This is a genomic window from Rubrivirga litoralis (genome assembly GCF_031846415.1).
Lineage (GTDB): Bacteria > Bacteroidota > Rhodothermia > Rhodothermales > Rubricoccaceae > Rubrivirga > Rubrivirga litoralis.
Window position 1 is genome coordinate 23,747 of record NZ_JAVRHT010000037.1, and the last position, 11,508, is coordinate 35,254.

The following is an 11,508-nucleotide window of genomic DNA, read 5'->3' on the forward strand; positions in this document are numbered from 1 at the left end:
GGAGGGGTCCGCCTGCTCCCTACGGCCAGATGCCGCGCTGGAGCGTGACGTCGGACACGCGCTGGATGGCGAGGACGTAGGCCGCGGTGCGGAGGTCGATGGCCCCGAGCGGCTGCCCGTTCAGGCCGCGCTCGGCGCGGGCCGCCCCGATCGCGTCGAGGTCACCGTTGATCCGCTCCTGCGTGTCGACCACGGCGTCGACCGCCCGGTTCATCTTGCGGAGGAGCCGGCCGTTGACCTCCTCCTCCTCCCACTGCTCGTTCTCCTGGTTCTGGACCCACTCGTAGTAGCTCACGGTCACGCCGCCGGCGTTGGCCAGGATGTCCGGGAGCACGGGGACGCCCCGCTCGAAGAGCGCGCGGTCGGCGGCCGGCGTCGTGGGGCCGTTGGCGCCCTCGACCACGAACCGAGCCTGGATGCGGTCCACGTTGTCGGCGCGGATCTGGTTTTCGAGCGCGGCCGGGACGAGCACGTCGCACGCGAGGGCGAGGAGGTCGTCGTTCGAGATCGGCTCCGTGCCGTCGAGGCCCTTGACGAACCCGGTCTCGTCGCGGAGCGCCAGCGCCGCCTGGATGTCGATGCCGTCCGCGTTGTGGACGCCGCCCGAGACGTCGCTGATGGCGATCACGCGCGCGCCAGCCTCGTGGAACAGCTCGGCCGCCGTCGCGCCCACGTTCCCGAAGCCCTGGACCACGACCGTGGCGCCCTCGACCGAGTCGAGCCCGTCGACGAGCCCGCGGCGGAGCGCCTGCTCGCAGGCGAAGAGGACGCCGCGGCCGGTCGCCTCGGGGCGCCCCCGCGAGCCGCCCATGTCCAGCGGCTTGCCGGTCACGACCGGCAGGTTGTTCTCGCCCGGGTGCATCACGGCGTACGTGTCGTAGATCCAGGCCATCGTCCGGGCGTTCGTGTTCACGTCCGGGGCCGGGATGTCGACGAACGGGCCGATGGCGTCGCCGAGCTGCGAGATGAACCGGCGCGTGATCCGCCGGAGGTCGCCCTCGGTCAGCTGGGTCGGGTCGCACTCGACGCCGCCCTTGGCCCCGCCGAACGGGACGTCGACGACGGCGCACTTCCACGTCATCCACGCGGCCAGCGCGCGGACCTCGTCGGCGTTCACGCTCGGGTGGAACCGGATGCCGCCCTTGCCCGGCCCGCGGACGTGGTTGTGGAGCACGCGGTGGCCCACGAAGTTCTCGACGGTCCCATCGTCCTTCTGGATCGGGAACTCGACCGTGAGCACCCGCTCGGGGCGGATCATGAACTCGACGAGGCCCGAGTCCAGCTCCGGGAGGTACCGGACGGCGTGGCTAAACTGCTCCTGCGCGATTGCGAAGGGGTTCAGCTCTTCGGGGGACTGTGCGGACGGGGGGGGAGACGTGGAGGCCATAAGGATGGGCGGGGCGGTTCTGGGAGGGGAAGCCCTGGCGTGGGGCGGGGCGGCCGGCGGAAGCGGCGAGTGAACGTACGGCGGAGGAGCGGGCGGGGTCCGCTCCGAGGACCACGTCCCGCCCCGCCCCCGCCGCTCAGGCGGCGACGCGCTCGGCGCCGGCGGCCTCGGGCTGGTAGAGGACGGCCTCGATCTGGAACTGCGTCCGGCCCGCCGGCACGTCGCACGCGACGACGTCGCCCTCGCGGCGGCCGAGCAGGGCGCCCCCGATGGGCGCGAACACAGAAACGCGGCCCGCGCGGAGGTCCGACTGGCCGGCGACGAGCGTGAGCACGCGCTCGGCGCCCGTGCCCAGCGTGCGGATGCGGACGCGCGAGTTCAGCGTGACGACGGTGGGGGAGATCTCCGACGAGTGGACGACGACGGACTCGCTCAGACCGACGACGAGGTCGGCCAGCGTGCGGGCCTCGGGGGCGGTCGCGTTCCGCGAGGCGAGAAGCTGGCCGATCGTGGTGCGGTCGGGGTCGGTGAGGGTGAGGGGGCGCGTGGTCATGGGGAGCACGAGGAGGCCCGCCGAGCGGGGCACAGCGCCGGGAGCCAGAGGCGACCTCTAGCCCTCGGCGGGGCGGGGCGGGGTGGGGGACGGGCTGCGGCCCGAGCCGGGCGGGGCGCCAGGCTGGCGGAAGGATCGGGCGCTACCATTGATCGGTCCAATCGTTTGTGCGCATCCGCTGATAACCCCGTCTTATCGCTGTGACCCTCCTCCAGCTCGCCTACGCCGTCGCCCTGGATCGACACGGCCACTTTGGACGGGCCGCCGAGGCGTGCCACGTCACGCAGCCCGCGCTCAGCGCCGGCGTCCAGGCGCTCGAGGCGGGGCTGGGCGCCGTCCTCTTCGACCGCTCGGCCCATCCCATCGTGCCGACGGAGCTGGGCCGGGCCGTGGTCGCGCAGGCCCGGCACGTACTCGCCGAGGCGGAGCGACTGGAGGACCTGGTGAGTGAGGCGACGGGCGAGCTGGCGGGCGAGCTCCGCGTGGGCGTCCTCTCGACGCTGGCCCCGTACCTCGTCCCGCTCGTGATCGCCCCGTTCGCGCGGCGCTATCCCGATGTCGAGCTCGTGTTTGAGGAGCTCATGGCGGAGGCCATCGTGGACCACGTCCGGCGCGACCTGTTGGACGCCGGGCTGACGGCGACGGCGCCGCCCGTGCGGGGCATCGAGGAGGTGCCCCTGTTCGAGGAGCCGCTCGTGGGCTACGTGGCCCCGGGCCACCGGCTCTACGGCCGCGCCGAGATGGAGCCCGAGGACTTAAGCCCGGGCGACGTGTGGCTCATGCGCGAGGGCCACTGCTTCCGCGACCAGGCGCTCGCTCTCCTGGCGCGGGGGGCGGGGCGGCCAGACGCGAAGGCGGCCCAGTTCGAGAGCGGAAACCTCGAAACGCTCCAGCGGATCGTCGACCGCGGCTTCGGGATGACGCTCCTGCCGTGGCTGGCCGTCCAAGGCGGGGGGTCCCACGCGCCCGAGTCGGTCCGGCCGTTCCGGGCGCCGGCCCCGTCGCGGACGGTCCGCCTGGTGTACGCGACGACGCTCGTGCGGCGGCACCTGGTGCGGGCGTTCGCGGCCGAGGTCGCGCGCGCGGTCGCGGCCGACCTTCCCCCGGGCGCCGTCCTCTACACGCCCGGGCGGTAGCGGCGGGAGCGCCTGCGCTGGGGCCGGTACGGGCGGGGCGGTCGGAAGGAGAAGGGGTAAAGCCAGGGGCGTCGACCCCTCTTATCTGGACTAGGTCTACATTTGGATCCGGTCTAGACAGTCGCCCCGCCCGCTCGCCGCCCCGCCCCCGTGAACGTCCCGCCCCGCCCCTCCGCCCGCCGCCTCGGCGCCGTGCTGGCGCTGCTCCTGGCCGCCCCGGCCGCCCTCGCCCAGACGGGCACCGTGACCGGCCGCGTCGTCGACGCCGAAAATGGGCAGCCGCTCCCCGGCGCGACGGTCCGTCTGGCCGCCCCCGAGCGGGGCGGGGTGGAGCGGGGCGGGGCGGCCGACGCGTTCGGGCGGTTCGTGCTCCGCGACGTGCCCGCCGGGCCGGCCGTACTCACGGCGTCGTTCGTGGGGTTCGTCGCGGCCGAGCAGACCGCAACGGTCGCGGACGGCGAGACGGTCGCGCTCGACTTCCGGCTGGCGGAGGAGGACGGCCGGCTGGCCGAGGTCGTCGTGCGCAGCGAGAAGTTCGTCCGCAACCTCCAGGAGACGCAGTCCAGCGTGGCCGTCGTCGGGGACGGCGCGCTGAACGCGCTCCCCATCCGGGACTGGCGCGACGCGGGGCTCCTGGTGGGCAACTTCTCCGGCAACGGGGTCGGCGGGTTCGTCATCCGCGGCATCAACAGCGCCGGCGTCGGGTTCGGCGGGCAGGGCACCACGGCCCAGCTCTACATCGATGGGATCGCCCAGAACCAGGCCTCGACGCGGTCCGGCGCGCGGGGGACGTGGGACGTCGAGGCCGTCGAGGTCTTCCGCGGGCCGCAGTCGACGGTCGCCGGGCGGAACGCGCTCGCGGGCGCCGTCTCGATCCGCTCCAAGGACCCGTCGTTCGAGTACGGCGCGGCGGCTCGGCTCCGCGGCGGCAGCCAGGAGACGGCCGAGGGCGCGCTCATGCTGACCGGCCCGCTCGTCGCCGACCAACTCGCGTTCCGGCTCTCCGGCGAGCTCCAGCGCGAGGACACCGGCTTCCGGTACACGGCGCTGGAGGACGAGGGCTTCGACCTCTCCGACGCGACCGAGAACGGCTATGCCAGCGCCAAGGCCCGGCTCCTGTTTACGCCGACGGCGCTCCCGGGCTTCTCGGCCCGGCTCGCCTACGGCTACGCCTACGACCGGCCCAACATCTACTTCAACGCCAACGGCCCCGACTTCGAGGCCCGCGAGAGCACGTCGCCGTTCACCGTCCTCGACGACAACCGGACGCACAACGTGTCGCTGGAGGCCGCCTACGACCTCACGGACGCGCTGACGATCACGTCGCTGACCGGCTACCTCGCCAACGAGCGAACGTACGACAGCCTGGAGCAGCAGGACTCCGACCCCGACGTCGTCATCCCGGTCGGCCAGCGGAGCGTGGTCGACGGCGACGACGTGACGCAGGAGCTCCGGCTCAACGTCGTCACCGACCGGACGACGGCCGTTGTCGGCGGCTACGCCGGCCGGTTCGCGTTCAGCGGCTTCCGGGTCGACCGGGGCGACGTGTTCCCCATCGTCGAGGGGAACCTGACGCGGGCGGCCGTTCAGCTGGGGCTGATCCCGGCCGGCGCGTCGCTGCCACCGTTCGAGGTCTTGTACGAGACGGACAACCCGCTCTCGACCGAGAGCGTGAACGTGGCCCTCTTCGGCGAGGTCAACCACGAGGTCCTGCCCGACCGGCTCACGCTGACGGCCGGGCTCCGGTACGACTACGAGGAGTACGAGGAGCGGAGCGAGCAGGACGCCACGATCTCGCTCCCGGACAGCCCGTTCGACGCCGCCACGACGGCGCTCGTCGTCCAGACGCTCCAGGCGCAGATCGAGAGCGGCGAGCAGAACCCGAGCGCCAGCTACAACGCGCTCCTGCCCAAGCTCGGCGCGACCCTCGACGTCACGCCCGACCTCTCGCTCGGGGCCGTCGTCCAGCGCGGCTACCGGGCCGGCGGCGCCGAGGTGCTGACGACGGGCCAGCGCAACGTCTACGACCCGGAGTACACCTGGAACTACGAGCTCGCGCTCCGGAGCCGCTGGCTCGGCGGCCGGCTCACGGCCAACGCCAACGCCTTCTACACCGACTGGACCGACCAGCAGGTCCGCATCCCGGTCGAGGGCACGACGCTCACGCAGACGGTCAACGCGGGCGCCTCGACGCTGTACGGCGCCGAGATCGAGCTCCGCGCCGTCGCCGCGCGCGGGCTGACGGTGTTCGGCTCGGGCGGCCTCGTCCACACCGAGTTCGACGAGTTCGTGCTGGCTGGGCGCGACCTCGCGGGCTACCAGTTCCCGGCCTCGTCCGGCGAGACGGTCTCGCTGGGCGCCGTCTACGAGCCAGGCTCCGGCCCGTTCGCCGCCTTGAGCGCCAGCTACACCGGCCCGTTCTACGACGACGTGGGCACGCTGCCGGACGGCGGCAACGACCCGCTCCTGCGGGCGGGCGACTACACGATCGTCAACGGGCAGGTGGGCTACGCCTTCGGGCTCCGGGGCGTCGAGGCGCGAGTGGCCGCGTTCGCCCGCAACCTGCTCGACGAGGACATCGCCACGCGGCGGACGTTCGACTCGTTCGGGCAGCCCGTCGTCCGCTTTTCGCTCCCGCGCGTGATCGGGCTCAGCCTCGACGTCTCGATCTGATTCCATGGCCGCCCTCTCGCTCCTCCTCGCCGCCGCCGCCTACGGGGCGTTCTACGCCGCCGCGCCGGGCCGGCAGTCGGCGCCGGCCGGGCCGCCCCGCCCGCTCCGGTGGGCCGGCGCCGGGCTGGCCGCCGCCGCGCTGGCGCTCTCCGTCGCCGCGTACGGGCCGGGCGTGGGGCCGGTGCTGGTGGTGACAGTGATGATGACCGTCGCCTCGGTCCTCGCCGTGGCGGGTCCGTTCCTGCTCCCCGAAGTGGCCCGCCCCGCCCGCGGTACGCGCCCCGCCCGAGGCGCCCGCCCCGCCCGCCCCGCCCCCTTGAACCGATGAAGCACGCCTGGACACGCGGCGAGGGGTGGGGAAAGGGGACGGCGGCCGTCCTGGGCGGCTTTGCCGTGTTCCTCCTGTTCGGCATGGCGCTGGGGACCGCGCTGCCGCTGCTCGGCGTGCCGCTCGGCTGGACGGTCGGGCTGGGCGTGGCGCTGTGCGTGCCCGTCTGGGCGCTCGTCGTCGGCTGGGCGGTGCTGGCGCCGAGCGGGCGCGGCGCGTGGCTCCGCGTGGGCGGGGCGGCCCTCGTCTTCGCGGCCGTGACCGCCCTCACCACGCTCTGATGGAAACGATCTCCCGCCCGACGCGCCCGCCCACCCCGCCCGCGCCGCCGCCGGGCGGGGCGGCGCCGTCCGCGAAAAAGAAGAAGCTTGTCGGGCCGCGCGCGTTCAAGCTCCTGTGGGACGCCCACTCCGTCACGGGCGTCGTCTTGGGGCTCGGCCTGTTCGTCATCTTCTACTGCGGGGCGTTCGCGCTCTACCGGGCCGAGATCCAGGCCTGGGCCGACCCGGCGCTCCGGGCGACCGAGCAGACGGCCGGGGCGATGCTCTCGGCGGACGCGGCCGTCGGCGAGATCCTGCGCGAGCGGCCGCCGGCGCAGGGAGCGGATGTGCTGTTGGTGTACCCGTTCGCCGAGCGGGCGTACTACTGGCTCCGCTACCCGACCGCGGCCGGCGACACGCTCGACCACTGGGTGAGCGCGACGAGCGGGGCGGTGCTCCCGACGCGGAGCCGGAGCGGGGTGGCGGAGGTGCTCTACGATCTCCACTACTTCGCGCAGGCCGGCCTCGTCGGGCGCATCCTGTCGGGGCTGGCGGCCGTGTTCCTGCTGTTCGGCGTCGCGAGCGGCGTCCTGATTCACCTGCGGAAGCTCCCGCGGGACTGGCACACGTTCCGGCCGCGTGGGAAGCTCCGCGACGCGCTCGCCGACGCGCACACGGTCCTCGGCCTCGTGGGCCTGCCGTACACGGTGATGTACGCGGTCACGGGCGCCTTCTTCAGCCTGCTCATCGTCATCCTGGGGCCGACGCTGCTCGTCGTGTTCGACGGCGACGAGGGGGCGCTCGAAGCCGTCCTGACGGGCGTCGAGGAGCCGCCGCTGGAGCTCACGGGCGAGGCGGCCGAGATGTGGTCGCCGGACGCGCTCCTGGCCGCGCTCCCGCCGTTGTGGGACGACGCCGAGATCACCGTGCTCCACGTCCACGGCTGGGGCGACGCGGGCGGGTTGGCGGCCTTCGAGTCGGGCGTGCGCGAGAGCGTCACGGCGTCCGGGAAGGCCGTCCTGAACCCGGCGACGGGCGAGGTGCTCGCCGTTTCCGACCCGCGGCGCCCGACGGCGCTCGGCGCGACGACGACGGCCATGACCACGCTCCACTTTGCCACGTTCGGCGGGTGGTTGATGACGGCGCTGTTTTTCGTGCTCGCGCTCGCCGCGGGCGCCGTGATCCTGACGGGCAACGTGCTGTGGGTGCTGGTGCGCCGGCCCAAGGACCCGCGCGCCACGCCGCGCCTCCACCGAGTCCTGGCCCGGCTGACGGTGGGCGTGGGCGTCGGGCTGGTGGCGGCGGTGCCCGTGCTGTTCCTGGCCTCCCGCGTGCTCCCGATCGACCTCGACGGACGCGTGGCGTGGGAGAACGCTGCGTTTTTCGGCGTGTGGCTGGCCCTCGTCGCGGCGGCCTTTGCGGGGCGGTCGCCGGTGAGCGCGGCGCGGTGGCAACTCGGGCTGGCGGCCGTACTGAGCGCGGCGGTGCCAGTCGCGAGCGGCCTGCTCGGCGGCCCGTGGCCGTGGGAGAGCGCCGCGAACGGCTGGTGGGGCGTCTTCTGGGTCGACATCGGGTTCGCGCTCGCTGCGCCGCTCCTCGTCTGGACGGCCCGCCGCCTGTCCCCGGGCGCTCCTCAGCACACGCCACCCCGCCCGGAAGTTGTGCGGTCGCCTCGCCCGGCGTAGCCCGTCGCCCTCCTTTTTGGCCGTGCCCGTCGCGGGGGGACGTCCGCCCCGGCGTGGGCGGGGCGGAGTCAGGCCGCGCGGACGTCGGCGGAGACGAACCCGCCCCGCTCCTCGGCTCGGCCGACGCGGACCGCGAGCGGCCGGCGGAACATCGGGCCACCCGTGCAGACGGTGTGGAACTCGCCCCGCTCCCCGCACGGGTCGGCTAGGGCGGGGAGGTCAGACAGGAAGGCGCCGTCGTAGGGGCGCCCCACGAACGAGGCGTCGAGGACGGACGCGTCGGCGCAGGTGACGGTCGCGCGGAGGCCGCCTGCGAGCATGGACTGGGCGAGCGCAGCCGTCCCGCCGGGCGGGTGCCAGAGCGGAAAGAGCGGGGCGAGCCCGGCCTCAGCCACGAGCCGCTCGCGGTAGGCCCGGATGTCCGCCAGGAAGAGGTCGCCAAAGGCGACGTGCGTGGCGCCCGCGTCTCGGGCAGCCGCGAGGGCAGGGCGGAGGGCGGCTTCGTAGACGTCGTTCGGGGCCGGCCACGGGAGCGCGACGGTGTGGAGCGGGAGCCCGGCGGCCTCGGCCTGTGCCTCGACCACGTCGCGCGGGACCCCGTGCAGGCCGACCCGCCCGGTCGCCTCGTCCAATGTCGTAAGCAAGCCGCTGACGTCGACGCCGCGATCGCGGAGCACCCAGAGCGCCCAGGCGGCGTCCTTTCCGCTGCTCCACGAGAGGATGACCCTCACGCCGCGACCGGCAGGCCGGGCAGCCACACCGGCGGTGCGACGCCGTCGGGCCGCGGCTGCACGTCGGGGTGGAACAGGTGCGCGAGCAGCTCGACCGCCTCGACCAGGCGCGGCCCCGGCCGCGCGAACAAGCCGGACCCGTCGACGACCACCACGCGGCCGTCGCGTGCGGCCGGGACCGTCTCCCACCCCGCCACGCCGTCGAACGCGCCGACGTCCTTCAGCGCCCGCTCGGGCGTGAACCCGCAGCAGGCCACGACGACGATGTCGGGCGCGGCGCGGACGACCTCGGCCCAGTCAAGCGTCCGCGACGGGGCGCCCTCTTGCCCAATGACCTCCGCCCCGCCTGCGAGCCGGACCAGCTCCGGGTTCCAATGGCCGGCTGAAAACGGCGGGTCGAGCCACTCCAGCACGACGACGCGCGGGCGCGCCCGGCCAGACACGCGCTCGGTGACGGCCCGAACGCGGGCATCGAGCGCGCGGACAACCGGACCGGCGTCGACGCCCGCCGCGCAGCCGACGGCGTCGATAGACGCGAACACGCCGGCGAGCGTCGTCGGCTCCAGGTTGAGGACGCGCGGCGAACCCGGCAGGCGACAGGCCGCCGCCTGGACGTCGGCCTCGGCGACGGCACACACGTCGCAGAGCGCCTGCGTGACGATCAGGTCCGGGTCGAGCGCCGCGAGGGCGTCTTCGTCGAGCGTGTAGAGGGCGGGGCGGTCGTCGCCCGCCGCTTCGAACCGCTCGCGCACGAGCGCGTCAATCTCACCGCTCGTCGCGGCAGGGGGAATGAGCGTCCGCGTGACGGGCGGCAGGTCACCAACCTCCGGCGGCCCGTCGCACTCGTGCGTCACGCCGACGAGGCGGTCGCCCAGGCCGAGGGCGCAGACGAGCTCGGTGGCGCTCGGGAGGAGGGAGACGATTCGCTGGGCGGCCAGGGCGGGGCGGGGCAGGTGGCCGCGGTCTACGTCACTTGGAGCGCTCGGGTCCAGCGTGGGCCGGGCGCCGCCCCGCCCGCGGTGCGTCGGGGCGGGGTGGCAGCCCGAGGCTGGGGCGGGGCGGTCTGGTGGGGCCTGGAAACAGAGCCGCCCCTCGCCGGCGGGTGGCCGGGAGGGGCGGTCTGGTGTGGAGATGCCGGGAGTCTCGAGGGGGTCCGGTTTGCTCTGTGTTTGCTGGCGAAAACGGCGTTTCCAAGCTAGATTGGGCGTTCGGAAATCTGTTGCCCCAGGCAAACCGGCAATGCCTGAGGAAAAATCCGGCAGTGTTTCCGGCAGTGTCTAGCAGGCACTGCCGGCGCCGCCCGACCGCCCCCGCCCGTGGTCTCCGTCAAGATCACCCTCCGCGCCTCCGAGCAACGCGCCGACGGCACGGCCCCGCTCTACCTCACCTGCCGCCACGACGACGCCCGCGCCGTCCTCTCGCTCGGCCTCTCCGTCCGGCCGAAGCACTGGAACGACCGGACCTCCGCCGTCCGCAAGACGCACCCCGAGGCCGACCGGCTCAACGAGCACCTCCAGCACTGCCTGGCCAAGGCGCAGGCCGAGGTCACGACGCTCGCCCTCGGGTCCGAGCGCGTGACCGCCGCCCGCCTCCGCGACCGCGTCCGCGCCGTCGTCCGGCCCGACACGCTCCAGCCCGCCCCCGAGGCGCCCGGCACCGGGCTCGACGCCGACTTCCTCGCCTACGCCCGCGACGTCCTCCAGGGCTACCGCACGCGCGGCCAGATCAACACCTTCCAGGCCTACCGTTCCGGCTTGCGTAAGCTCGCCGCCTGGCACCGCCGCGAGACCGGCCGCGACGCGCTCGCCTTCCGCGACGTCACGCCCCGCCTCGTCCGCCGCTTCCACGCCCACCTCGCCGCGCCGAAGGACGACGGCGGGTGTGGCAACCGGCCCAACACGGTCCACAAGGCGGTCACGTCCGTCGCCAAGCTGTACCGCCAGGCCGTCGAGGAGGGCGCCGTCCCCTACGGGCCCGACCCGTTCAAGGCCGTCAAGCTCAAGAAGGAGCGGGCCCAGAAGCGGAAGCTCTCGCTCGACGAGGTCCGTGCGCTCGCCCACGCCGACATCCCCGCCGGCCTCACGCGCGACGTCCGCGACTGGTGGCTCTTCGCGTTCTACGCCGGCGGCATGCGGTTCTCCGACGTCGCCCTCCTTCGTTGCGAGCACCTCCGCATCTCGGAGACGCCCGAGGGCCAAGAGGTCCGCGTGTTCTACCGGATGGGGAAGACCAAAGAGCTCCACGGGGTCCTCCTTGTCCCCGAGGCCGTCGCGCTCCTCGACGCCCGCGGCTGGCGGGACAAGGCGCCTGGCGACCGCGTGTTCTCGATCCTCGACGGGTACGACCTCTCGACAGCCGAGGCCCGCCACCGCGCGATCGCCGCCCGGAACGCGCTCGCCGACAAGTACCTCCTGAAGGTCGCGAAGCACGCCGGCCTCGTCGACGCCAGCGGGAAACCGCGGAAGGTCGGGTTCCACCTCTCGCGCCACTCGATCGCGGGGTACCTCCTCGAGCAGGGGACCGACGTCCATACGATCCAGCGGATCCTCGGGCACTCGTCGGTCCGCGTCACGGAGCAGTACCTCCGGGGGTTCGAGCGGTCGACGGCCGACGACGCCATGCGATCGGTCCGGCTCTGAACTGCGTAACCGTGGCTTCGGTAGGAGTAACCTGTTAGCTCATACTACACTGGGGTTCTTCGCCTGAGTACTAGCACTGGACTGCTCATCCACTTTGGCGTACCCGCCCACTAGTA

General features: G+C 73.7%; 10 protein-coding genes. 6 read left to right on the top strand and 4 right to left on the bottom strand.

Annotated features, from left to right (window positions below):
• Window positions 1-19: 19 nt before the first annotated feature.
• Together RM540_RS13530 and RM540_RS13535 are read right to left on the bottom strand one after the other, a co-directional pair.
• Entirely contained in the window at window positions 20-1,387 is a 1,368-nt protein-coding gene (locus RM540_RS13530) for a Glu/Leu/Phe/Val family dehydrogenase (protein ID WP_311664995.1), read from the bottom strand.
• A gap of 136 nt (window positions 1,388-1,523) precedes the next feature.
• The gene (locus RM540_RS13535; RefSeq protein ID WP_311664997.1) at window positions 1,524-1,940 is read right to left on the bottom strand and encodes a GreA/GreB family elongation factor; all 417 of its coding nucleotides are present in this window, start codon (window positions 1,938-1,940) and stop codon (window positions 1,524-1,526) included.
• A gap of 200 nt (window positions 1,941-2,140) precedes the next feature.
• Here RM540_RS13535 and RM540_RS13540 point away from each other — a divergent pair, with 200 nt between their 5' ends.
• The 5 genes from RM540_RS13540 to RM540_RS13560 all read left to right on the top strand — a co-directional run bounded on the left by RM540_RS13540 (window position 2,141) and on the right by RM540_RS13560 (window position 8,022).
• Window positions 2,141-3,076, top strand: coding sequence for a LysR substrate-binding domain-containing protein (locus RM540_RS13540; protein WP_311664999.1), 936 nt, complete (start codon window positions 2,141-2,143; stop codon window positions 3,074-3,076).
• 150 nt (window positions 3,077-3,226) lie between these two features.
• The gene (locus RM540_RS13545) at window positions 3,227-5,749 is read left to right on the top strand and encodes a TonB-dependent receptor (RefSeq protein WP_311665001.1); all 2,523 of its coding nucleotides are present in this window, start codon (window positions 3,227-3,229) and stop codon (window positions 5,747-5,749) included.
• 4 nt (window positions 5,750-5,753) lie between these two features.
• Complete coding sequence (locus RM540_RS13550; protein ID WP_311665005.1) at window positions 5,754-6,077, top strand: hypothetical protein; 324 nt, start codon at window positions 5,754-5,756, stop codon at window positions 6,075-6,077.
• A complete protein-coding gene (locus RM540_RS13555; protein WP_311665007.1) occupies window positions 6,074-6,358 on the top strand; it encodes a hypothetical protein in 285 nt (94 codons plus the stop codon). Before RM540_RS13550 ends, RM540_RS13555 begins: the two co-directional genes overlap by 4 nt.
• Window positions 6,358-8,022 (top strand): PepSY-associated TM helix domain-containing protein, encoded by a 1,665-nt coding sequence (locus RM540_RS13560; protein ID WP_311665010.1) that lies wholly within the window; start codon window positions 6,358-6,360, stop codon window positions 8,020-8,022. Before RM540_RS13555 ends, RM540_RS13560 begins: the two co-directional genes overlap by 1 nt.
• 68 nt (window positions 8,023-8,090) lie before the next feature.
• Here RM540_RS13560 and RM540_RS13565 read toward each other — a convergent pair whose 3' ends face one another.
• Both RM540_RS13565 and RM540_RS13570 read right to left on the bottom strand, forming a co-directional pair.
• The gene (locus tag RM540_RS13565) at window positions 8,091-8,753 is read right to left on the bottom strand and encodes a Dph6-related ATP pyrophosphatase (RefSeq protein WP_311665012.1); all 663 of its coding nucleotides are present in this window, start codon (window positions 8,751-8,753) and stop codon (window positions 8,091-8,093) included.
• Window positions 8,750-9,706, bottom strand: a complete 957-nt coding sequence (locus RM540_RS13570; protein WP_432280810.1) for a cobalamin-binding protein — start codon at window positions 9,704-9,706, stop codon at window positions 8,750-8,752. The genes RM540_RS13565 and RM540_RS13570 overlap by 4 nt, the downstream gene beginning before the upstream one ends.
• A gap of 363 nt (window positions 9,707-10,069) precedes the next feature.
• Here RM540_RS13570 and RM540_RS13575 point away from each other — a divergent pair, with 363 nt between their 5' ends.
• Window positions 10,070-11,392 carry a tyrosine-type recombinase/integrase gene (locus tag RM540_RS13575; RefSeq protein WP_311665016.1) on the top strand — a complete coding sequence of 441 codons (1,323 nt, stop codon included), beginning with the start codon at window positions 10,070-10,072 and terminating at the stop codon, window positions 11,390-11,392.
• Window positions 11,393-11,508 lie beyond the last annotated feature (116 nt).